Origin of the sequence: Amycolatopsis sp. NPDC048633, assembly GCF_040650695.1 — a bacterium.
In the GTDB taxonomy this organism is placed as follows: Bacteria; Actinomycetota; Actinomycetes; order Mycobacteriales; family Pseudonocardiaceae; genus Amycolatopsis.
Genome location: NZ_JBEZHS010000001.1, coordinates 963,901 through 985,821, shown reverse-complemented (window position 1 = coordinate 985,821; position 21,921 = coordinate 963,901). Strand labels below are relative to the sequence as shown.

At 70.0% G+C, this 21,921-nt stretch carries 24 protein-coding genes; 6 read left to right on the top strand and 18 right to left on the bottom strand.

Translation table 11 applies throughout. The features are described from left to right. Positions 1-15: 15 nt before the first annotated feature. Complete coding sequence (locus AB0C38_RS04975) at positions 16-948, bottom strand: EamA family transporter (RefSeq protein WP_360666572.1); 933 nt, start codon at positions 946-948, stop codon at positions 16-18. 202 nt (positions 949-1,150) lie between these two features. On the opposite strand from AB0C38_RS04975, the gene AB0C38_RS04970 reads away from it, so the two are divergent. Beyond that, the gene (locus AB0C38_RS04970) at positions 1,151-2,059 is read left to right on the top strand and encodes an EamA family transporter (protein WP_360666568.1); all 909 of its coding nucleotides are present in this window, start codon (positions 1,151-1,153) and stop codon (positions 2,057-2,059) included. Here AB0C38_RS04970 and AB0C38_RS04965 read toward each other — a convergent pair. The 3 genes from AB0C38_RS04965 to AB0C38_RS04955 form a co-directional block, all read right to left on the bottom strand. Continuing rightward, positions 2,056-2,715 carry a DedA family protein gene (locus tag AB0C38_RS04965; RefSeq protein ID WP_360666564.1) on the bottom strand — a complete coding sequence of 220 codons (660 nt, stop codon included), beginning with the start codon at positions 2,713-2,715 and terminating at the stop codon, positions 2,056-2,058. The genes AB0C38_RS04970 and AB0C38_RS04965 overlap by 4 nt on opposite strands. A 297-nt stretch (positions 2,716-3,012) precedes the next feature. Next, entirely contained in the window at positions 3,013-4,188 is a 1,176-nt protein-coding gene (locus AB0C38_RS04960; RefSeq protein WP_360666562.1) for a DUF6596 domain-containing protein, read from the bottom strand. Further along, on the bottom strand, positions 4,185-4,556 hold the full coding sequence (locus tag AB0C38_RS04955) for a YciI family protein (RefSeq protein ID WP_360666559.1): 372 nt from the start codon (positions 4,554-4,556) through the stop codon (positions 4,185-4,187). Before AB0C38_RS04955 ends, AB0C38_RS04960 begins: the two co-directional genes overlap by 4 nt. 81 nt (positions 4,557-4,637) lie before the next feature. Here AB0C38_RS04955 and AB0C38_RS04950 point away from each other — a divergent pair, with 81 nt between their 5' ends. After that, positions 4,638-5,060, top strand: a complete 423-nt coding sequence (locus AB0C38_RS04950) for a nuclear transport factor 2 family protein (protein ID WP_360666557.1) — start codon at positions 4,638-4,640, stop codon at positions 5,058-5,060. A gap of 59 nt (positions 5,061-5,119) precedes the next feature. On the opposite strand, the gene AB0C38_RS04945 is transcribed toward AB0C38_RS04950, so the two are convergent. From AB0C38_RS04945 to AB0C38_RS04895, 11 genes are all read right to left on the bottom strand, one after another. Beyond that, the gene (locus tag AB0C38_RS04945; protein WP_360666554.1) at positions 5,120-6,232 is read right to left on the bottom strand and encodes an oligopeptide/dipeptide ABC transporter ATP-binding protein; all 1,113 of its coding nucleotides are present in this window, start codon (positions 6,230-6,232) and stop codon (positions 5,120-5,122) included. Further along, complete coding sequence (locus tag AB0C38_RS04940) at positions 6,229-7,224, bottom strand: ABC transporter ATP-binding protein (RefSeq protein ID WP_360666551.1); 996 nt, start codon at positions 7,222-7,224, stop codon at positions 6,229-6,231. Before AB0C38_RS04940 ends, AB0C38_RS04945 begins: the two co-directional genes overlap by 4 nt. Positions 7,225-7,230: 6 nt before the next feature. Next, positions 7,231-8,154, bottom strand: coding sequence for an ABC transporter permease (locus AB0C38_RS04935; RefSeq protein WP_360666548.1), 924 nt, complete (start codon positions 8,152-8,154; stop codon positions 7,231-7,233). Then, a complete protein-coding gene (locus AB0C38_RS04930) occupies positions 8,151-9,152 on the bottom strand; it encodes an ABC transporter permease (protein ID WP_360666545.1) in 1,002 nt (333 codons plus the stop codon). Before AB0C38_RS04930 ends, AB0C38_RS04935 begins: the two co-directional genes overlap by 4 nt. Positions 9,153-9,238: 86 nt before the next feature. Further along, a complete protein-coding gene (locus tag AB0C38_RS04925; protein ID WP_360666542.1) occupies positions 9,239-10,909 on the bottom strand; it encodes an ABC transporter substrate-binding protein in 1,671 nt (556 codons plus the stop codon). Positions 10,910-11,157: 248 nt separating this feature from the next. Next, positions 11,158-11,775: a uridine kinase gene (locus tag AB0C38_RS04920; protein WP_360667509.1), complete on the bottom strand. Its 618-nt coding sequence runs from the start codon at positions 11,773-11,775 to the stop codon at positions 11,158-11,160. A gap of 4 nt (positions 11,776-11,779) precedes the next feature. Next, positions 11,780-12,214 (bottom strand): DUF2304 domain-containing protein, encoded by a 435-nt coding sequence (locus AB0C38_RS04915; RefSeq protein WP_360666539.1) that lies wholly within the window; start codon positions 12,212-12,214, stop codon positions 11,780-11,782. Positions 12,215-12,226: 12 nt separating this feature from the next. Then, positions 12,227-12,970, bottom strand: a complete 744-nt coding sequence (locus AB0C38_RS04910; protein WP_360666536.1) for a glycosyltransferase family 2 protein — start codon at positions 12,968-12,970, stop codon at positions 12,227-12,229. A 17-nt stretch (positions 12,971-12,987) separates the two neighbouring features. Further along, entirely contained in the window at positions 12,988-14,967 is a 1,980-nt protein-coding gene (locus AB0C38_RS04905; protein WP_360666533.1) for a DUF6541 family protein, read from the bottom strand. Positions 14,968-15,031: 64 nt separating this feature from the next. Further along, a complete protein-coding gene (locus AB0C38_RS04900; RefSeq protein WP_360666530.1) occupies positions 15,032-16,336 on the bottom strand; it encodes a hypothetical protein in 1,305 nt (434 codons plus the stop codon). A gap of 8 nt (positions 16,337-16,344) precedes the next feature. Further along, entirely contained in the window at positions 16,345-17,367 is a 1,023-nt protein-coding gene (locus AB0C38_RS04895; protein WP_360666528.1) for a glycosyltransferase, read from the bottom strand. A gap of 84 nt (positions 17,368-17,451) precedes the next feature. On the opposite strand from AB0C38_RS04895, the gene AB0C38_RS04890 reads away from it, so the two are divergent. Both AB0C38_RS04890 and AB0C38_RS04885 read left to right on the top strand, forming a co-directional pair. Continuing rightward, positions 17,452-18,549 carry a UDP-N-acetylglucosamine 2-epimerase gene (locus AB0C38_RS04890; RefSeq protein ID WP_360666525.1) on the top strand — a complete coding sequence of 366 codons (1,098 nt, stop codon included), beginning with the start codon at positions 17,452-17,454 and terminating at the stop codon, positions 18,547-18,549. A 59-nt stretch (positions 18,550-18,608) separates the two neighbouring features. After that, entirely contained in the window at positions 18,609-19,166 is a 558-nt protein-coding gene (locus AB0C38_RS04885; RefSeq protein WP_360666522.1) for a glucosaminidase domain-containing protein, read from the top strand. On the opposite strand, the gene recR is transcribed toward AB0C38_RS04885, so the two are convergent. Both recR and AB0C38_RS04875 read right to left on the bottom strand, forming a co-directional pair. Continuing rightward, positions 19,163-19,759: a recombination mediator RecR gene (recR, locus tag AB0C38_RS04880; protein WP_360666519.1), complete on the bottom strand. Its 597-nt coding sequence runs from the start codon at positions 19,757-19,759 to the stop codon at positions 19,163-19,165. The two genes, AB0C38_RS04885 and recR, sit on opposite strands and share 4 nt — an antisense overlap. Positions 19,760-19,764: 5 nt before the next feature. Next, positions 19,765-20,124: a YbaB/EbfC family nucleoid-associated protein gene (locus AB0C38_RS04875; protein WP_247017138.1), complete on the bottom strand. Its 360-nt coding sequence runs from the start codon at positions 20,122-20,124 to the stop codon at positions 19,765-19,767. A 79-nt stretch (positions 20,125-20,203) separates the two neighbouring features. On the opposite strand from AB0C38_RS04875, the gene AB0C38_RS04870 reads away from it, so the two are divergent. Next, a complete protein-coding gene (locus AB0C38_RS04870) occupies positions 20,204-21,046 on the top strand; it encodes an N-acetylmuramoyl-L-alanine amidase (RefSeq protein ID WP_360666516.1) in 843 nt (280 codons plus the stop codon). Here AB0C38_RS04870 and AB0C38_RS04865 read toward each other — a convergent pair. After that, a complete protein-coding gene (locus AB0C38_RS04865; protein ID WP_360666514.1) occupies positions 21,031-21,384 on the bottom strand; it encodes a helix-turn-helix domain-containing protein in 354 nt (117 codons plus the stop codon). The two genes, AB0C38_RS04870 and AB0C38_RS04865, sit on opposite strands and share 16 nt — an antisense overlap. A gap of 49 nt (positions 21,385-21,433) precedes the next feature. Between AB0C38_RS04865 and AB0C38_RS04860 the strand changes: the two genes are divergently transcribed. Further along, positions 21,434-21,865: a TIGR03618 family F420-dependent PPOX class oxidoreductase gene (locus AB0C38_RS04860; RefSeq protein WP_360666511.1), complete on the top strand. Its 432-nt coding sequence runs from the start codon at positions 21,434-21,436 to the stop codon at positions 21,863-21,865. Positions 21,866-21,921: the final 56 nt, after the last annotated feature.

Genomic DNA, 21,921 nt, shown 5'->3' with positions numbered 1-21,921 from the left:
GTAGTTGAAGTACGGCTACACAGTGGCGACGCTTTCGACCTTCGCCACTTCACGGTCGTGGCGCAGCCGCGCGACGGTCCCGGCGCTGACGAGCGCGACGATCCCGGCCACACAGCCGAGGGTGAGCACCGACGGCGTCAGGCGGCTGTCGGCGAGCTGCAGCACGTACGCGAACAGCGGCGAGAGCGTCAGCAGGATCGACGCGGTGATCGGCTCGGTCCGCCGGATCCCCACCTGCAGCAGGTAGAGCGGCAGCGCGACCCCGAGCAGGGCGATCAGCGCGGACGGCCCGAACGCCGGCCCGAAGCCCGGCGCGTCGTCGACCGCGACGAGCGCCCAGGTCATCGCCAGGATGAGGAAGAACCGCACGGCGAGCACCCGCCGCGGCGGCAGCGCGGCGTCGCTCAGCCGCTTCGAGTAGATCACGTTCGTCACCGAGCCGACGCCCGTGACGAGCACGAGAGCCACCCCGATGAGCGTCTCGCCGGGGGTCCGGTCGAGTCCACTGTGGCCGGTGAACGAGCCCCAGACGAGCAGCCCGATCAGCACGCCGATCCCGACCGCCACCCACGACTCCGCGCGCAGGATCGCGGTTCCCTTGCGCAGCAACGGGTTGAACGCGAGGGTCAGCACCGGGCCGAGCGCGATGCCGACGACGTTCACCACCGCGGGCTCGAGGTAGCGCAGCGCGAAGAGCATCGACAGCCAGGTCGCGGCGGTCGTCACGTTGATCATCACGACGTCGCGGCGCAGCTCCCGCAGCGGGCGGAACGTCTCGGCCACGCCGTCCCGCAGCAGCGCGAAACCCAGGAAGAACACGGCGGCGAGGGTGAACGACACCGCGGCGACGGTCGCCGGGCGCAGCTGTTCCAGCTGGTTGCCGGCGAAGACGTCGAGCGCCGCGGTCAGCGCCGCGAACCCGGTCAGCGGCAGTACGCCTCGCAGCATCGGAATCTCCCAGTCGTCGGCGGACGCTCATCGTTGCCGGATCCGGACATCGCGGGCAATACCACGCCGACCGGTGAGCAACGCTCAAGACGTCATCTCCACCGAACGGCCCAGGTCACGGGCTTTTCCTTGAAGGGTGGCTAAACAGTCCCTGCAGATATTCTCGCTGGTCCTTCACGATCGCCGCCGTCACAGTGGAAGCATGCCCACCCGTGACCGCCTGCTCGCCGTGCTCGTCGCCGTCCTCTGGGGCCTGAACTTCCTCGCCATCCACGCCACGCTCGGCCAGTTCCCGCCGGTGTTCGCGGGCGCGCTGCGGTTCGCCGTGATCGCCGTGCCGACGATCCTGTTCGTGCCGTGGCCGAAGGTGAAGGTGCGGCACCTGCTCGGCTACGGCCTCGGCTTCGGCACCGGGCAGTTCGCGTTCCTGTTCATCGCGATGGACTCCGGGATGCCGACCGGGCTGGCGTCGCTGGTGCTGCAGGCGTCGGCGCCGTTCACGGTGCTGCTCGGCGCCGTCTTCCTGCGCGAACGCGTCACCCCGCACCAGCTGGCCGGGATCGCGCTGGCCGTCGCCGGGATGGCCGCGATCGCGTGGCAGCAGTCCGGGCACGCGGCCCTGCTGCCGATGCTCCTGACGCTGCTGGCCGCGCTGAGCTGGGCGTTCGGCAACCTGAGCACGCGCAAGGCCGAGCCGGACAACCCGCTGCACTTCACGCTGTGGATGTCGGTCGTGCCGCCGCTGCCGATGTTCGCGCTTTCGCTGGTCATGGAGGGCCCGGCCGCGCAGTGGCGGTCGCTGACGACGCTCGGGACGCCGACCGGGCTGACCGCGCTGGGCGGGCTGACCTACGTCGTGCTGATCGGCACCGTCGTCGGGTCGGGCGTGTGGACGACGCTGATGCGGCGCAACCCGGCGAGTGTCGTCTCGCCGTTCTCGCTGCTCGTGCCGGTGGTCGGGCTGACGGCGTCGTTCCTGCTGCTCGGCGAGCGGCCGACCTGGCTGGAGGTCGGCGCCGCCGCCGTCGTGATCGCCGGGGTGCTGCTCGGGTCCCTCCGGCGGGCGCGCAAGCCCGACCCGGAGCTGCTGCCCGAGGAGGTGCCGGTCTAGGCCGTCGGCTCGTTGACCGGCTTCTCCTCGGCGCCGACGGTCTCGTCCTCGTCGTGCTTGCGGCCGAGCCGCTTCTTCATGACGAAGAAGATGACCACGCCGATGATGATCGCGGCGACCAGGCCGAACTTGGAGAACCGGCCGAGCCACTCTTCGGCGACGACGCCGAGGTAGTAGACGGCCGCGGTCGTGCCGCCCGCCCAGACGATGCCGCCGGCCGCGTTCGCCAGCAGGAACTTCGGGTAGTGCATGCGCAGCGATCCCGCGAGCGGGCCGGCGAGGATGCGCAGGAACGCGATGAACCGGCCGAGGAAGACGGCCCACACGCCGCGTTTATTGAAGATCCTTTCGGCGTTGGCGAGGTGCGTCGGGCCGAAATGCTTCGGGAATTTCCGGCCGGCCCAGGCGAACAGCCGTTGACCACCGGTCTTTCCGATCAGGTAGCCGATGCTGTCGCCGATGATGGCGCCGGCGCTGGCCAGGATGCCGATCCACAGCGGGCTCAGGTTGCTGTGCTGCGAAGCCAGCAAAGCCGCGCTGACCAGCACGATCTCGCCGGGCAGCGGAATGCCGAGGCTTTCGATCATGATCACCGCACCGACGATCAGGTACACCGAGAGCGGCGGGATCGCCTCCAGCCATTGGTCGATGTGCACTGCCCGTACCCCCTGCTGTCCGGCGATCTGCTTTTCGCAGAGTACCGGGGGCGGCACGTTGGGGGCGGCCTACTCAGGTATTGCCAGGGGTACGACTCAAGTCGGGTTCAGCCGAACGTGGCGAGGACCCAATTGCCTGGTGAAAGAGTTGTCCACAGGGTTCACCCCCATGTGGACAACTCCGGCGGGTAGGGGGCGGGAGCCGGTCCTCGGTCGGCGGCCCGGACGTCATGAACGACCCTTTCATGTCGTCAGGCGAGGTGAACGAGTCGTTCATGACACCGCAGCGCCGGCCGGTCAGGGCTCGAGCTTCGCGGCCCGCGACTGCAAGTAACTCTGCTCGGGCAGGCTCAACGTCCGCTGGGCGGCGGCCAAGTAAGCCGCCCGCGCCCCGGCGAAGTCCCCAGCCTGCTCCAGCAAGTGCGCCCGGACGGCCTCCACCCGGTGGTTCTCCTTCAACCCGACGTCCGCCAGCTCCGCCAGCCCGGCCTCAGGCCCGTTGACCTGCGCGAACGCCACGACCCGGTTCACCGTCACCATCGGCCCCGGCGCCACCACCCGCAGCAGGTCGTACAGCGTGAGGATCTGCGCCCAGTCCGTCTCGCCCGCCGTCGGCGCCTCCGCGTGGACCGCCGCGATCGCCGCCTGGAGCTGGTACGGCCCGACCGGGGCCGTCGACAGCGCGTCCGTGATCAGCGCGATGCCCTCCTCGATGAACGGGCGGTTCCAGCGCGTGCGGTCCTGGTCGGCCAGCGGAACCAGCGCGCCCGACGACGAAGCGCGGGCCGGGCGGCGGGCTTCCGTCAGGAGCATCAGGGCCAGCAGGCCCGTGACTTCGCCGTCGTCCGGGAGCTCCGCGCGCAGCCGGCGGACCAGGCGGATCGCCTCGGTCGTCAGCTCGACGCGGTTCAGCGCGTCGCCCGAACTGGCCGTGTGGCCTTCCGTGTAGATCAGGTACAGCACCTGCAGTACCGCCGCCAGCCGTTCCGGACCGCCGTCCCGCGTGAGCCGCTCCCCGCGGAGCTTCTGCTTCGCGCGGCTGATCCGCTGGCCGATCGCGGCCTCCGGGACGAGGAACGCGCGGGCGATCTCCGCCGTCGTCAGGCCGCCGACCGCGCGCAGCGTGAGCGCCACCTGGGACGGCTGGGTCAGCGACGGGTGGCAGCAGAGCAGCAGCAACGTCAGCGTGTCGTCGACCCCGACCGGCTCCGGCTCCGGCGGCGAAGCCAGCACCACCGCTTCTTCACGCCGTTGCCGGGCCGTCTCGCTGCGCCACTGCTCGATGCGCCGCCGGGATGCCGTCGTGATCAACCACCCCTTCGGGTGGTCCGGGATCCCCGAAGCCGGCCACTGCTGCGACGCCGCCAGCAGCGCCTCCTGGACGGCGTCCTCGCAGGCCTCGAAGTCGCCATAACGCCGGACCAGGGCCGCGAGGACCTCGGGCGCGAGCGAGCGCAGCAGCTCGGGAATCACAGGTCCGGCCCGTGCAGCCCCATCACCGGCCGCACCTCGACCACCCCGAACGCGGCTTCGGGGATTCGCCCGGCGATCTCGACGGCGCGTTCGCGGCTCTCGCAGTCGAGCAGGTAGAAACCGGCGAGGAACTCCTTGGCCTCGGCGAACGGCCCGTCGGTCGTCGTCGTGCCGCGGTCGCCGACGCTGACCTGCGTGGTGAGCTCGGGGAAGGCGAGCCGCTCGGAGACGATCCGCTCGCCGGACGCGTCGAGGTCGTCGTTGAGCTGCTGGTAGTAGGCGAGCCCGGCCGCGCGCTGGTCGTCGCTCATGCCCGCCCAGGCCTGCCGGGACTCGGGGTTGCCGTAGATCAGGACCACGTATTTCACGAAACACTCCCGGTCGATGTCGAAATCCGCGTGGCGGCGCCTACGTCCCTTCCGACAGGCACCACACCTCAGGAGGATGACATGACGGAGCAGCGGATTCGCGAACTGATGGCGACACGCGAAGCGGCGATGACCGCACGGGACGCCACGGCGCTGGCGGCGCAGTACGTACCGGAGGCCGTGGCGTTCACGCTGGCCCCGCCGCTGGTGCACCACGGGGAGGACGTCGCGGCCCGGGAAGCGTGGTTCGCGTCGTTCGACGGCCCGATCGAGTATTCGACCCGGGACCTCGCGATCACGGTCGGCGAGGACCTCGCGTACTGCCACGCGCTCACCTACCTGTCGGCGACGCCGCAGGGGATGCCGCAGAAGTTCGAGCTGTGGTTCCGCTCGACGGTGTGCTTCCGCAAGCGGGACGGCGACTGGCTGATCACCCACGTGCACGACTCGACGCCGTTCTACATGGACGCGACGATGAGCGCCGCCCTGGACCTCAAGCCCTGAAACGGCGACGGCCGGCCGGGGAGAACCCCGGCCGGCCGCGCACTCACAAGATCACAGGATCACAGGATCTCGGCGGACGTGCCGACGTCCGGCGGGCCCAGGTCGGGGTTGAGCGCCCCGGAGAACTCCACCAGCTCCGGCTTCACCTCGTGCGGCTGGATGCGCCCGTCGCGGATGTCCTCCGCGTAGTGGCACGCCACCCGGTGACCGGCGCCGATCTCCCGCAGCTGCGGGCGGTCCGTGTCGCACAGGCTCGCCTGCTTCCACGGGCAGCGCGTGTGGAACCGGCAGCCCGTCGGCGGGTTGGCCGGTGACGGGAGGTCGCCCGCGAGCAGGATCTGCTCGCGGGTGTCCTCCACCTGCGGGTCCGGCACCGGGATCGCCGACAGCAGCGCCCGCGTGTACGGGTGCAGCGGGTCCTGGTAGAGCGAGTCCGCGTCGGTCTCCTCGACCAGCGCGCCCAGGTACATCACGCCGATGCGGTCGGAGATGTGCCGCACCACCGCGAGGTCGTGCGCGATCACCACGTACGTCAGGCCGAGCTGGTCCTGCAGGTCCTCCAGCAGGTTCACCACCTGGGCCTGCACCGAGACGTCCAATGCGGACACCGGCTCGTCGGCGACGATCAGGTCCGGCTCCACGGCCAGCGCCCGCGCGATGCCGATGCGCTGGCGCTGCCCGCCCGAGAACTCGTGCGGGTACTTCCGCAGCGACGACTCCGGGAGGCCGACGGCGGACAGCAGCTGACGCAGCCGCCGCTGGGTGGCCTCCTTGTCCTTGTCGAGGCCGTGCGCGTGCATGCCCTCGACGAGGATCGACTCGACGGACTGCCGCGGGTCCAAACTGGACATCGGGTCCTGGAAGATCATCTGCATCCGGCGCCGGGCCTTCCGCAGCTCCTCACCCTTGAGCTTCGCGACGTCGGTGCCGTCGAACTTCACCGAACCGGAGGTCGGCTCGTTGAGCCGCAGGATCGCCCGGCCCAGGGTGGACTTGCCGCACCCGGACTCGCCCACCAGGCCGTAGGTCTCCCCGCGCCGGATGGCCAGGTCGACGCCGTCGACCGCGAACACGTGCCCGACCGTCCGGTCGAACACGACGCCGCTCTTGATCGGGAAGTGCACCTTGAGGTCGTTGACCTCCAGCAGCACGTCGCCAGCAGGACGGGTCATCGGGCTCCTCCTCCCGCAGCGACCGCCGGCCGCACGGGGTTGTGACAACGCAGCAGGCCGCCCTGGTCGGGCACCAGCTGCGGCGAAACCTCACGGCAGACCGGCAGCGCGTTCGGGCAGCGGGGCGCGAACGCGCAGCCGCCCTCCCACGGGATGTTGTCGGACACCGAACCGCGGATGGGGACCAGCTTCTCGCCGCGGCCCGCGTCGAGACGCGGGATCGAGGCGAGCAGGCCGTGGGTGTACGGGTGCCGCGGCTCGCCGAACAGCTGGTGCCGCTGCGCCCGCTCGACGATCTTGCCGCCGTAGAGCACGTTGACCTCGTCGCACAGCCCGGCGACGACGCCGAGGTCGTGCGTGATCATGATCAGCGCGGTGCCGGTGTCCTGCACCAGTTCCCGCAGCAGCGCCAGGATCTGCGCCTGGATGGTGACGTCCAGGGCGGTGGTCGGCTCGTCGGCGATGAGCAGCCGCGGCCGGCACGCCAGCGCGATGGCGATCAGCGCGCGCTGCCGCATCCCGCCGGAAAGCTGGTGCGGGTACTCGGAAAGCCGGCGCGACGGGTCCGGGATGCCGACCTTGTCGAGCAGGTCCGTCGCTTCGACGGACGCCGCCTTGCGCGACATCCCGCGGTGGCGTTCCAGCACCTCGGTGATCTGCAGGCCGATCGGGATGACCGGGTTCAGCGAGGACAGCGGGTCCTGGAACACCATGCCGAGGTCGCGGCCGCGGCGGTCGCGCATCTCCCGGTCGGACAGCTTGAGCAGGTCGGTGCCCTCGAAGCGCACCGAACCGCTGACCTTGTTGCCGCGCCGGGCCAGCAGCCGCATGATCGCCAGCGACGTCACGGACTTGCCGCAGCCGGACTCGCCGACCAGGCCGACGGTCTGGCCCGGTTCGACGTCGAAACTGATCTCGTCCACCGCGGTGAACGACCGCTCGCCACGGCGGACGAAGTCGACCTTCAGGTCGCGGACTTCAAGGAGTGCCATGGGTTCTCACCGCCTGTTCTTCGGGTCGAGGGCTTCACGCAGGGACTCGCCGACCAGCGTGAACCCGAGCGCCACGATGATGATCGCGATCGCCGGGTAGTACGCCAGCTCGGGACGGACGTCGAGGAACTGGTGCGAGGCCTTGCCCAGCATCAGACCCCACTCCGCCCGTGACGGGTCCGGGTCGCCCAGACCGAGGAACGACAGCGCCGCGGCCTCCAGGATCGAAGTGGCCAACGTCAGGGTCGCCTGCACGATGACCGGGCCGAGCGAGTTCGGCAGCATGTGCCGGAACACGATCGCCCCGCGCTTGACCCCGAGCGACCTCGCCGCCAGCACGTGGTCGGCGTCCCGCTGCGACAGCATCGAACCGCGCAGCAGCCGGGCGAAGATCGGCACGCCGATCATCGACACGGCCAGGATGACCGTCCACTGGCTCGGCTGCGCGAACAGCGCCGCGATCGAAATGGCCAGCAGCAGCGACGGGAACGACAGCATGACGTCGACCAGTCGCATGAGGACGGTGTCGACCCAGCCGCCGAACGCGCCCGCCAGGCCACCGATGATGACGCCGATGAGCACGCCGACGATCGTGGCGAGCACGCCGACGATCAGCGTCTGCTGGGCACCGGCGATCAGCCGCGACAGGAAGTCGCGGCCGAAGTCGTCCACGCCGAGCGGGAACCCGGACTGCGCGCCCGGGATGAAGTTCGGCCGGATCTGGTCGCCGAGGTAGTGGACGTCCGGGTCCTTCGGTTCCAGCAGGGGCGCGAAGATCGCGACGATGAGGAACAGGCCGGTGATGATGCCACCGGTGATCGCGACCGGGCTGCGCAGCATCCGGCGAATCGCTTCGCCACCGAGGCTGCGCCCGCTCGCCGCGGCGAGCTTGTCGATCGGTTCCTTCTTCTTGTTCAGCAGAGTGTTCATCGCACACGCACCCTCGGGTCGATGATCCCGTACGAGATGTCGACCAGCATGTTCACCAGGACGTAGACCACGGCACCGAACAGCAGGAGGGCCTGCAGCCGGGGGTAGTCACGCCGTTCGATCCCTTCGGCCAGCAGGAAGCCGAGGCCGCGGAAGTTGAACACCCGCTCGGTCAGCACGGCGCCGCCGAGCAGCGCGCCGGTCTGCAGACCGATCGTGGTGACCACCGGCAGGAGGCCGTTGCGCAGGACGTGCCGGGTGCGCACCACCTGCTGGGTCAGGCCCTTCGAGTTGGCCGTGCGGATGAAGTCCTCGTTGAGGACGTCCAGCACCGACGCGCGCGTGATCCGGGTGATCACCGCGAGGGGGATCGTCGCCAGCGCGCACGCGGGCAGGATCAGGTGCTTGATCGCGTCCCAGACGGCGTCCCACTCGCTCGTCATGATGCCGTCGAGGATGGCGAAGTTCGTGATGGCCGTGGCGTCGAGGCCGGCGGCCTGCCTGCCCTGGGAGGGAAGGCCCAGCGGCGCGGCCAGGATGTCCTGCATCATGTAGCCGAGGAAGAAGACCGGCACCGCGACACCGATCAGGCTCAGCACGATGACCACGTTGTCGACCGGCCCGCCGCGGTACCGCGCGGACAGGTAACCGGCGGGGATGCCGATGACGATCGCGATGATCATCGCGGTCATGCCGAGCTCGATGGTCGCCGGCAGGAAGGTGACGATCTCGCCCATCACGGGCTGGGTCGACACCAGGGAGTTGCCGAAGTCGCCGGTGAGCGCGCGGCCGAGGAACCCGAAGTACTGCACGAAGATCGGCTGATCGAGGCCGAGCACGTGGTTGAGGTTGGCGATCTTCTCCGGCGTCGCCTTGTCCCCCAGCAGAGCGGCGGCGGGACCGCCGGGCAGGGACCGGAGCCAAGCGAAGACCAGGATGGACAGGATGAAGAGCGTCGGGATCGCTTGTAGCAGCCGACGCACGAGGAAACGAAGCACTTGCAGTCCTTTGTTGCCAGCCCGGGATCAGGCGCAGGGGGTGGGTGCGGTAGCACCCACCCCCTGCCTTTGGCTGAAATCCAGAATCAGCTCACGGTCACGGTGTTGAAACGCTCATCGGTGAGCGGGCTCGCCACCAGACCCTTGACCTTCGGGCCGACCACGATCGCCGGGGTCGGGTAAGCGATCGGGATCGCCGGGAGGTAATCCATGATCTGCTTGTTCACTTCCTGGTACGCCTTGGCGTGGGCGTCACCGGCGGGCGAAGCGTCCGCCGCACCCAGAGCCGAGAACAGCTGCGGGTTGTCGAAGCCGAACTCCGCCTTCTTGCGGCCGAAGAACGTGCCCACGAAGTTGCCGGCGTCGTTGTAGTCACCGGTCCAGCCGAGCAGGTGGAGGTCCTGCTTGCCGGCCTTCTGCACGTCGTCCTTGTAGCCACCGTTCCACGGCTCGGCGTGGGCCTCGATGTTGACGCCGATCTTCTTGAGGTCCTCGGAGATCGCCGTGAAGGTGTCCGCCGGGTTCGGCATGTACGGCCGGCTGACCTCGGTCGGGTAGTAGAACTTCAGGGTCAGCCCGGTCGCCCCGGCCTCCTGCAGCAGCTGCTTGGCCTTGTTCACGTCGTACGGGTACTTCGTGACGTCGTCGGTGTAGCCCGAGATGACCTTCGGGACGAACTCGGTCGCGACCTCGGAACCCTCGGCCAGCTTCGACTTCACGAACTGCTCGCGGTTGATGCCGTAGGCCAGCGCCTGGCGGACCTTGACGTCCTTGAGCTTCGGGTTGTTGGCCTGGTTGATGCCCAGGTACAGCACGTTGAACGACGGGCGGATGAGCACCTGCTCGCCGTCGTTGCGCAGCAGGCCGTAGTCCGCCGGGCTCGGGTAGTCGTAGCCGTTGATGTCGCCGGCCTTGAGCGCCTGCTTGCGGGCGTTCTCGTCCGGGATCACCTTGAAGATCAGCTTGTCGAGCTTCGCGGGCGACGGGCTGTTGTCGTTGCGCACCAGGGTGATCTCACCCTTGGCCTGGTCCCAGCTCTCGAACTTGAACGGGCCGGTGCCGACCGGGTGCTTGTTCGCGTACTCGCTGTAGGTGAACGAGTCGCCGCTCTGGGTGACCGTGTCCGCGTTGAACTGCTTGAGCGCGGTCGGGCTCTGGATGGAGAACGACGGCAGCGTGAACGCCGCCGGGAACGCACCCTTGGCCTTGTTCAGGTTCAGGACCGCGGTCGCCGGGTCCTTCGCCTCGCAGCTCTTGTAGACCGGGTCGCCGCTCGCGTCGCCCTCGTTCTTGGCGAAGCCCTCGAAGACGTCGCCGTAGTAGATCATCTGGCTCTGGGCGGCGGCGCCCTTCATGTTGTACCAGCGGTTGAAGTTGAAGCAGACCGCTGTGGCGTCCATCGGGGTGCCGTCGGAGAACTTCACGCCGGACTTCAGGGTGAACGTCCAGGTCTTGCCCTCGTTGCTCGACTCCCACTTCTCGGCGAGAGAGGGCTCGAGGTCGGCGGTGCCCGGCTTGTTCTGAATCAGCGTGTCGTAGATCTGCCGCGTGATCCGGAAGGTCTCGCCCTCGTCGTTGAACGCGGGGTCGAACATCTTCGGGTTACCGGCCGCACCGAAGATCATCGTGCCTCCGGTACCACCCCCGGCGCCCTCTTCACGCTTGGATTCCGCACAGGCGGACAGCGAAACCGCGAGCGCGCCGGCGAGCCCGATCAGGGCCACGCGGCGTGTTCGGGTCAGCCGCAATTGCTGCATCTGGCACCCCTTGGGAGATGTTCGGGTTTCAAAGTCACCGTCCGGTCGGTCAGGAACTCGACGGACGATCGGTGTGCTCGCCGACACTAGCGGGAACTCGGCCCGCACTTAAGCACGTGAGGTTACGATCGCGCTACGTGGGCGTCGATTTGACCGCAATGTGTCCGTAAATCGCGACAGAATGTGACCATTTGTGGCAGACCACTCCACCCAGTGGCGGATCACTGACTCTGATGGCGGTACCAACGTTAGCCCGGTCGTGGTGAGCCGAACGGGTTCCCTTGATCGATCCGGAGTGGCCCGTTCACGCACGGTGACGGTGCGGTTTCCGACGAAAGTCGGGTATCGGCGGCCCGGGAAGTGCCGTCGACGGCGAACCAGCCACGCTCGAACCGTTGCCAGCGGCCCAGTTCGGCCCGTGCGGCCTCGCCGTCCCGCGCCACCGCTTTCGCCAGCCGCTCGGCCGCCGAGCCACCGGAGATCCAGCACAGGTGCGAAAGCAGGGGTCTTACCGAAGTGCGGCCGCACGAGACACCCTCCAGCACCAGCACTTCCGGCACGATCACCCGGACGAGCTCACCCGGCCGGGGTGTCCCGGTGGACCAGTCCATCGGCCGGTAAGCGCCGTCGACGCCGTTCGCGAGGGGCCGCAGGACTCCACCGGCGAGCCGTGGCCACCACGAAACCGGGTCGTCCCACGTCGCGAAGGCGTCGGTGCTCACCAGCTCGGTCCGGCACCCGCGAGCACGCAGTCCGGCGACGATCTCGGCGGCCAGTGTGGACTTCCCCGCACCCGACGGGCCGTCGACGGCCAGCAGGCGCACGGCCCCCAACCGGGCGGGCGCGGCGAGCAGGGCTTCGATCAGCCCGTCACTTGCTGACGCGCTCGACCTCGGGAAGCCCTTTGACGTTGTCCGGCGCCGCGGTGCGCGCCTCCAGCTCGGCGATCCGGCCGGCCAGCTCGCGCTTGGCGTCCTCGAGCTCGCAGCGCAGCAGCGCGGTCTCCTCGACCGACGTGCGCACCTCTTCCTCCAGGTGCCCGACCTCGGTGGACAGGTGCAGCGACACCAGGGCCAGCACGACGCCGGCGAGGAGGAAGACGAAGTTCGACGGCGTCTGCACGCCGGTGTGCTTGGCCAGGAAGTCGGCCGCCTGCGGCAGTACCGCGAGGACGACGACGCCGACCGCGACGACGAGCCACACGCCCGCGTACTTCTCCCGCAGCTTCCGCCGCCGCATCATCTCGAGGACGACGAACAGCACCACGCAGGCGACGACGATGCTGAGGATGCGCCAACCGGCCATTTCCAGTTCCCCTTACGCCGAGTCGGAGGAGTCGACCGCGGGCCGGCGGCGCACCAGCGCCAGCAGCAGCGCGAGCCCGGCCCGGCTCAGGTAGACGGCCGACTTCACGGGCGAGTGGCTGGGCGTGCCGCCCACTCGCTCCCGCATGACGACCGGGATCTCCTTGATGGTCAGCTTGGCCCGGATGGCCATCACCAGGGACTCCACGGTGTCACCGAGGTACTCCGCCGGGTAGTAGCCGGCGAACAGCCGGATCGCGCGCGGTCCCATCGCCTTGAAGCCCGACGTGACGTCGGTGAGCTTGGTCTTCGCCAGCCGCGAGAACACGAGCGAGAGCGCGACCATCGCGTACTTGCGCGGCCCGCTCGCCTTGTACGAGCCCTTGCCGGCGAACCGGGAGCCGATCACGATGTCCGCGTCGTCCAGGCCGCGCAGCAGCGCGTCGAGCTCGTCGGGGTCGTGCTGGCCGTCCGCGTCCACCTGCACGACCACGTCGTACCCGCGGGCGGCGGCGTAGCGGAAGCCGGTGCGCATCGCGCCGCCGACGCCCAGGTTCACCGCGAGGCGGGCCACCTCGGCCCCGGCCGCGCGGGCGAGCTTGGCGGTGTCGTCGACCGAGCCGTCGTCGACGACCAGCAGGTCACCGCCCGGCAGGGCGCGTTTCACCTGCTCGATGACCGAAGCGACGCTCGCGGACTCGTTCAGCGCGGGCATCACGATGAGCACGCGGCGGCTGGTCACGGAGGTGCTGGACACGCGATCACTCTAGCCTTTCACTGCCCGTCACCGGCCGCGGACCCTGGAGCCGCCCCAGCTGCGGCGACACCTTGCTGGCCCTCGATCTCGTAGACGGACGCGCCGGGGTTCTGGAACACGACCTTGAAGCCGGACGTGGTGTCGAGGTGGCTCAGGCCGGGCCCGCTGTACGTCGACGACGTGACCTTGCCCTTGCCGACGAAGACGTACCGCACCTTGAGGTCGGTGAGCAGTTCCCGCACGTGCGGGAACTCGTCGATGTCGTCGAGGTAGATGGAGAGGTAGCCGGCCGGGGTGTCCGGCTCGGCGCCGTAGAAGGTCCATTCGACCGGCTGGACGCCGTCGAGGGCGTACATCCAGACCGAGCCGTCGGCCTTGCCGTTCATCACGCGCTCGCCCGGCCCGACGTGCGCGGCCAGCCAGTCGAACGCCTGCCGCTCGTCGTTGCTGACCGTCGGGCCGCCGCTGTAGTTGGCCTGCAGGCGGGCGGCGTTGCGGCCGATGTACCCGCCGCGGCTCAGCCCGCCCACGACGACGACCAGCAGCACGAGGCCGACGGTGGTGAGCGTCGCCGGGGAGACGTTCGGCAGCCGGGTGCCCGCCTTGCGCGCGAACCAGCGGGCCGCGGTGTCGGTGAACTCGCCGAACGCGACCGCCCCGGCCAGCGGGACCAGCGCGCCGATCCGCCAGTGGTCGTTGTAGAAGATGCCGGTCAGGGTGTGGATGAGCGGCGTCTCCAGCGACACGGTGGCCGCGAACAGCCCGCCGAACACGACGTAGGCGGCGACCATCCACAGCATCCGCCGGTGCTTCGCCAGCAGGAAGATGCCGATGAGGGCGGGCACGCCGATCCACCACTGCGGGAACGCCGCCATCGGCGAGAACGTGAGCGTTTCGCCGAGCCCGCCGCTGACGGTGGCCTCCGACGCCCAGAACGCGCTCGTGACGCCGCCCGCGTTGTACAGCGAAGGCAACGCGAGCGGCAGCCCGCAGAGGACCGCGAGCGCGACCGTGGCCCCGAGCGAGGCCGCCGACCGGCGCCAGTCGATCCGCTCGGCCTTGAACAGCACGGCGACCAGGATCAGCAGGAAGTACACGACGACGACGAACGCGACACTGGTGTGCAGGCCGATCAGGCCGGCGACGCCGACGCCGATCGAGACCGGGCCGGAGATCCCGCGCGGCTCCAGCAACCGGCGCGCGAGCGCGAGCATCGCCGGGATCAGCGCGACACCGGCGACGTACGGCCAGAGCGGGCCGCGCCACAGCGAGTCGTACGGGAAGTTGGTGAACGACGCCGACACCGCCGCGGCCGCGGCGACCGCGAGCGCCGGCATCCGCCACACGTGGCACATCGCCGCGACGCCGATCGGCACGCACAGGATCACCGTGAGCGCGCCCATGTTCAGCGTCGGCATCATCGCCAGGCCGGCCTTGTCGAAGACCAGCGCGAGCAGGGCGTGGTAGGTGTCCGGGTAGAAGTAGTTCGTCTGGTCCGGCAGGTTCGCGATCGTGCCGACGGTCGAAGGCCGGGCGTCGCCGTGCTCGGCGATCCAGCGCACCAGGTTGGCGTGAAACGGCGCGTCCCAGCCCTGCTGGACCTGGTTGAGGCCGCGGGCGCCACGCAGGAACGTGACGATGCCGACGAGGCTGCCGGCCAGGACGCCGGCCCCGATCAGCAGGTGGTCGCGCAGGGACCGGGCGGGGGCCGCCGCGGCGGCGTCCTTCTCGGCCCAGTCCGGGTGCCGCCGCGCGGTGAAGCGCTGGACGACGAACGCGAGCCCGAAGCCGACGGCCGAGAGCACGAGCGTCCACAGGGCGACGTCGAGCGTCGTCCAGCGGATGCCGAGCCCGCCGAGCACCGGCACGCCCAGGCTGACGATGCCGAACGTGAGGATCGGCGCGGCCGCGGCGAGCAACCAGCCGCGCAGCCGGATCGCGGCCCCGAAGACGAGGCCCGGCAGCCAGAAGGCGAGCACGACCAGAAGTACGTTCATGGTTTTCCGCTGTCCAACCTCACCGGCGTCATCCCGCCGATCCTGTCCCGGGTTCCGGCCGGGGTCACCCTACTGGGACGTCCGGAGCGGGCCGCACGTTGCCCGGACGCCGCAAAACGAACATCAACACGACCACGAGACCCAGCGTGGGCCCCCCGGCCAGCCCGGCGACCGCCTTGAGGATCGGGTCGCCCGGCACGAGCAGCAGCGTCGCCGCGGTGGCCACCGCGACCACCGCCCACGAAACGAGCACCTTGCTCGCCTCCTTGCGGGCCACCAGCACCGCGGTCATCAGCTGCAGCGCCGTGAGCAGCACCGCACCCCACACCATCCACGCCACCCACCAGCCCTGGGCGACGAAGTCCGAGCCGTAGAGCAGCGAGACCAGCCACGGTCCGATGAGCCAGCCGACCAGGGCGCCGACGACGCCGAGGGCGACCGTGGCGAGCGCGCCGAGTGCGAGCAGCCGCCGCAGCCGGTGCGTGCCCTCCTCGGTGCCGGAGAGCCGGACGACCGTCGGCACCGCGAGCGCCTGCAGCGGGGAAAGCAGCAGGAGCGGCACCCGGGACACGGTGAGCGTCGCGAAGAGGACGCCGACGTCGGCCACCGAGCCGCCGGGCGCGAGCAGGCTCACCATCGCCGGGTAGCCGGTGATGACGCTCGCGGTCAGCGCGGCGCCGGCCAGCAGGACCAGGATCCGGGCGGTCACCGGTCCCCAGCCCTCGCCGTCGGCGTGCGGGTCGACCAGCCCGGAGACCGGCTTGACGAACAGCAGCCAGGCGAACGAGCCGGTCGCGGCCGCGATCGCGAACGACGTCACGCCGGTGAGCCCGGCGGCCGCGATCCCGAGCAGCACGACCACGCGGACCGCGGCTTCGGCGACGACCAGGCCCGAGTACGGCTTGATCCGCTGCTGGCCGACCAGCAGGCCGCGGGCGGCGAACTGGCAGGCGAACGAGATCGCGCCGCACAGCACGATGACGCCGAGCGCGGTGTTGCCCCCGTAGAGCCGGTCCGACAGCACCGGCACGGCCATCGTCAGCGCCGCGACCACGGCGACGGTCACGGCGCCGACGGTCAGGGCGCGCAGCGCGGGCTTGCCGGCCCGGCCGCCGTCGAGCGCGGCGACCGCGGACTGGCGGGACAGCTCCTGCTCCAGCGGCGACAGCGCGCTGCCGAGGCCCATCAGGATGCCCCAGAACGACAGGTAGACCTTGCTGTTCTCCGGCCCGAGCCAGCGGGTGGCGACCAGCGTCAGCACGTAGCCGAGCGCGATCGCGACGAGCAGCGAGATGCCGATCTTCCCGGCCGAGCGCCCGGTCTCCTTCGCGAGGCTGCGGCCGTCGGCTTCGTCGGACTCGTGGGTCACCGGTGAGCTCATCGTCCCCGCCGCCGGCGGGCACGCAGCGCCATGACGAGGCCACGGACGGCACCGGCACCGAAGCCGGCGCCGAAGACCGGGGCCAGCTTCGCGACGGCCTTGGCCTCCGCGGTCGTCGCGCCGAAGCGCGTCACCGCCGCACCGGCCGCGGCCGAGCCGGCGGCCGCGAGCACCACGGCCGTCTTCGGGCGCTTGGCCGCGAGGCCGAGGCCGAGCAGCCCGACGCCGAACGCGGCGAACAGGCCGTTGCGGGCCGGGCCCGGCGAGCCGAGGTAGGAGTCCACGAAGGTGGTCCCGCGGAAGTAGGCCTGGGCGGCGAACTTCTTGAAGCTCTCGCGCCCGTGGTAGGTCGCGGAGAACTCCGGGGCGAGGAAGATGCGGTGCCGCTCGGCGATCCAGCGCAGGACACCGGTGTCGTCACTGGCGAAGCGCACGTCATCGAACAGCGAAACGAAAGCGTCCGAAGCCGACTCGAGAACCGCGCGGGGCGCGGAAAAGAATCCGGTGCCCTTCGGGAACAGGTCGAACTCTTCGATGCCGAAGGACATCAGGCGCGGGTTCGCGCAGTACCGGCGCCAGGGAATCTTCACCAGCCCGGCCATGAAACCGGCGTACGGGTTGTTCTCGGAGTCGACGTTGACGTGGCCGTTCCAGACCGTCCGCTCCGGGTGGTCGACCAGCTGGTCGCGCAGGAACGTCAGCGCGCCGGCGTCCACCACCACCCGGCTGTCGAGCAGCAGGATCTGGTTCCCGGAGGCCTTGGCGATGCCCGCCCGCCGGGCCTCGAAGCGGCCGGAGTTGGCCTGGCTGAGCACGGTGATGCCGTGGCGTTCGCGCAGCTCGTCGAGCCGCGCCGGGGTGGCGTCCGTGCTGCCGTCGTCGACGACGACGACCTCGATCGGCCAGCTGGCCTCCGTGGCGGAGGCGAGTAGCGCGCCGACACTGCGTTCGATCCAGTCCTGCTCGTTGTAGACCGGGATCACGACGCTGAGCGAGGGGAGGAGCGGGTTCGCACTCACCGGGCCGAGGCTACCCGGCGGCCCCCGCGCCGGGTCGGCCAGTATCCTTGCGCCACCGCACCCGACCAGAAATGGGCCTTCACGGTGATTTCCTTCATTCTCGGCACCACCGCGGAACTGATCAAGATCGCGCCCGTCTACCACGGGATCCGCGAGCGCGGGATGCGGCCGAAGATCTGGTTCACCGCCCAGCACGTCGACGAGGTCGCGGACGTCCTGGCCGACCTGAACATGCCCGAGCCGGACGTCTGGCTGGTGCCGGAGGAGAAGGCGCACAACCTCGAGTCGCCGGCGCAGGTGCCGGGCTGGGCCGCGCAGGTCATGCGCACCGCCTGGAGCCGCCGCCACGAGCTGCGCGCCGCGCTGACCGAGGACGGCCGTCCCCCGCTGGTGCTGGTGCACGGCGACACGTTCACCACGCCGTACGGCTCGCTGATCGGGAAGCGGATCCTCAAGTCCCGCGTCGGGCACGTCGAGGCGGGCGCGCGGTCGGGCAGCATCCTGTCGCCGCTGCCCGAGGAGCTCAACCGCAAGATCGCGGCGAAGATCGTCGACATCCACTTCGCGCCGAGCGCGCGTGAGGTCAACAACCTGCGCAACGCCCGCGGCGTGGTCGTCGACACCGAGGCGAACACGGCGATCGACGCGATGCGCCTGGCCATCAACCAGCCGCTGGACGTGCCGAACCTGCCGGAGAAGTTCGGCCTGGCCACGCTGCACCGCTTCGAGCTGGTCTCGCGCCCGGACAAGTACCGCGAGGCGCTGGAGATCCTGCGCGAGCAGAGCCGCAAGATGCCGATCCTGTACATGGCCGGGGCGCCGGAGCGCGAGAAGATCCGCGCGCTGGGCATCGGGAACATCTTCGACGACCAGTTCATCGTCCAGCCGAAGATGCGGTACCTGAAGTTCCTCCCACTGGTGGCGCGCGCCGAGTACGTCGTCACCGACTCGGGTGGTCTTTCGGCGGAGTGCTACTACCTCGGCCTCCCCTGCGCGGTGCACCGCGAGCGCACGGAGACGCCGCAGCACCTCGGCGAGACGGTCGTGCTGACCGAAATGCGCGGCGACAAGCTGCAGAACTTCCTCGACACGTACCAGAACCGCCGCGGCGAGTCCTGGATGGACAAGTACCACCCGTCCGAGATCGTCGTGGACACGCTGGCGCAGCTCGGCTACTGCTGACGTCTCTTTAGGGTGACCCTCGGGTCGCTCTTTCCCGGTGGATCGGGCAGCGTTCGGCCATGATCCACATCGGACTGGCGGCGCTGCTGCTGGTGACCCCGCCGATCGACCAGGCCTCGGTCCGGTCGGCGGCGCTGGACGCGGGCTACCAATCGGCGTACGTCGACGCGGCGGGCCCGATCGCCCGCGCGATCCACGCGGCGTACGACATCCCGGCATCGGTGACGGTGGCGCAGTCGATCCTGGAGTCGAACTGGGGCCGCAGCAAGCTGTCGACGGCGGAGCTGAACTACTTCGGGTTCAAGTGCGTGACGCCGACAAGCCCGGGGCCTATTGCGTTGCGCTGTGCGCGGTATCCGACCACGGAGTGCATTCCGTCGCCGTGCCACCCGGTGGACGCGTTTTTCCGGTCGTACGCGTCGGTTTCCGACTCATTTCGTGATTACGGGCGATTGTTGACGACTTCGTCGAATTACGCGGCGGCGCTGCCGGTGCGGAACGACCCGGACGCGTTCGTCCGGGCGGTGGCGCGCAAGTACGCCACCGATCCGGAGTACGCGAACAAGGTGATCAGGCTGATGGACCTCTACGACCTGCGCCGCTTCGACGCCGCTTAGAGCACCCGGCGGCCCGAGAGCGCGCGGCCCAGGGTCAGCTCGTCCGCGAACTCCAGGTCACCGCCCATCGGCAGCCCCGACGCCAGCCTCGTCACGCTCAGCCCCGGGAAGTCCCGCAGCATCCGCACCAGGTACGTCGCCGTCGCTTCGCCCTCGGTGTTGGGGTCCGTCGCGATGATGATCTCGCTGATGTCCGCCTCGCCGATGCGCTTGAGCAGCTCACGCATCCGCAGCTGCTCCGGGCCGATGCCCGACAGCGGGTCGAGCGCGCCGCCCAGGACGTGGTAGCGGCCCTTGAACTCGCGCGTGCGCTCGACCGCCAGGACGTCCTTCGGCTCCTCGACCACGCAGATGACCGTGAGGTCGCGGCGCTCGTCGCGGCAGATGCGGCACCTCTGCTGCTCGGAGACGTTGCCGCAGACCTCGCAGAACTGCACGCCCTCCTTGACCTTGCCGAGGACGTCCTGCAGCCGCGAGATGTCCACCGGGTCCGCGGCCAGCAGGTGGAACGCGATCCGCTGGGCGCTCTTCGGCCCGACCCCGGGCAGCCGCCCGAGCTCGTCGATCAGGTCCTGGACGACACCTTCGTACAAGTTCGTCAGCCGCCGAAGCCGAGGGCGCCGAGGTCGGGCATGCCGCCACCGCCACCGAGGCCGCCGGCCAGGGGGCCGAGCTTCTGCTCGGTGAGCTTCTGCGCGCTCGCCGACGCGTCGCGGACCGCCGCCACGATCAGGTCGGACAGCGTCTCGACGTCGTCCGGGTCGACGACCTTCGGGTCGATCTGCAGGTTCTTCAGCTGGCTGTCACCGGAGACGGTCGCGGTGACCAGCCCGCCACCGGCCGTGCCGGTGACCTCGGTGTTGGCGAGCTCCTCCTGGGCCTCGACGAGCTTCTGCTGCATCTGCTGGGCCTGCTGCATCAGCTGGGAAATGTCGAAGCCGCCGCCGGGTTGCACCATGATCGCACTCGGTCCTCTCTGCACGCCTGTGTCCTCCGCCAGGGTAGTCGCGCCACGCCGGGTGCCGGGCTGTGGCACCGTGGTCGCCGTGCGACGCGCGATTGCCCCCCTCCTGCTGGCCGGTGCCCTGCTGCTCACCGGCTGCGAAGAAGACACCCCGGCGGCTCCGGCGCCCGCTCCCGTGACCACCCGGACGGTCACGCCACCGCCCACGACGGTGACGCCGTCCCCGACACCGTCTTCCTCGGTGGCACCCCCGCCGGCGCCCGCGTCCGGGAAGGTCGTCGTGCTCGACCCCGGCCACAACGGCGGCAACGGTGCGCACCCGGCGGAGATCAACCGGCAGGTGCCCGCCGGGCGCGGCCAGAAGAAGCCGTGCAACACGACCGGCACCGCGACCAACGCCGGCTACCCCGAGCACGAGTTCACCTGGGACGTCTCGCAGCGAGTCGGGAAAGCGCTGGCGGGCAAGGGAATCCGTGTTGTCTACACGCGACCGAACGACACCGGCGTCGGCCCCTGCGTCGACAAGCGGGCCGCGATCGGCAACGACGCGAACGCCGACGCCGTCGTCTCCATCCACGCCGACGGCTCGACCGCGGCCGGCGCGAACGGCTTCCACGTCGCGTACTCGTCGCCGCCGCTGAACGCCGCGCAGGGCGAGCCGTCGACGCGGCTGGCGCAGACCGTGCGGGACACGCTGCGCACGAGCGGTTTCAGCACGTCGAACTACATCGGCGGCAGCGGCCTTTCCGCGCGCGCCGACCTCGGCGGGCTGAACCTCTCGACGCGGCCGGTGGTGCTCGTCGAGTGCGGGAACATGCGCAACGCGGCGGAAGCGGCCCGGATGACCAGCGCGGAGGGACGCCAGCAGTACGCGTCCGCCATCGCGGCGGCGATCGAGGCCTACCTGGCTTCCTGAGCTTCGAGGACGGCTTCGCCGTGGCTCGTCGCCCACTTCGTGAGGACGCCGATGGGCTCGACGAGCGTCTGCCCGAGGGTGGTCAGGCAATACTCGACACGCGGCGGCGCTTCGGCGTACGCGCGGCGGTCGATGAGGCCGTAGCCCTGGAGCTTGCGCAGCGTCTGGGTGAGGACCTTGCGGGAGATGCCGCCGATGAGGTCGACGAGCTCGCCGTGGCGCCGCGGGCCGCGGCTGAGCGCGAACACGACGACGACGGCCCACTTGTCGGCGATGATCTCGATCGCCAGCCGGGCCGGGCAGTCCGCGAGGAAGACGTCGCCGGGAAAGTCACCCATGGGAACCAAGGTACCGAGCGGTACCCGTCGGGTTCCTAGTCTCGGGAGCATGGAACTTCCCGAAAGCAGCCACCGCCTGTTCGAGCGGCCGTTCAACGCGGTGCTGACGACGATCAACCCCGACGGCTCGCCGCAGACGTCGATGGTCTGGGCCAGCCGCGAGGGCGACGAGATCGTGATGGGCATGGAGGGCCGCCGGCCCAAGGTGCGCAACATCCGCCACGACCCGCGGGTGACGGTGCTGATCGAGGACCACGACGGCCACGACGAGCGCGGGTTGCCGCAGTACCTGCTGGTCCGGGGGACGGCGTCGATCGTGGGCCCGGACATCGCCGACGAGTTCACGGCGTTGATGGACCGGCAGGCTCAGCGGTACCTGGGCGTGCCGAAGTACCTGCTGGGCAACCAGGGCTCGCCGACGGCGGTGATCGTCCGGATCAAGGCGGATCGGGTGACCGGCATCGGCCCCTGGGCCTCCTGACGCGTACCTGGAGGGTCGGCTCACGTACCTGGAGGGTCGGCTCACGAGCCGACCCT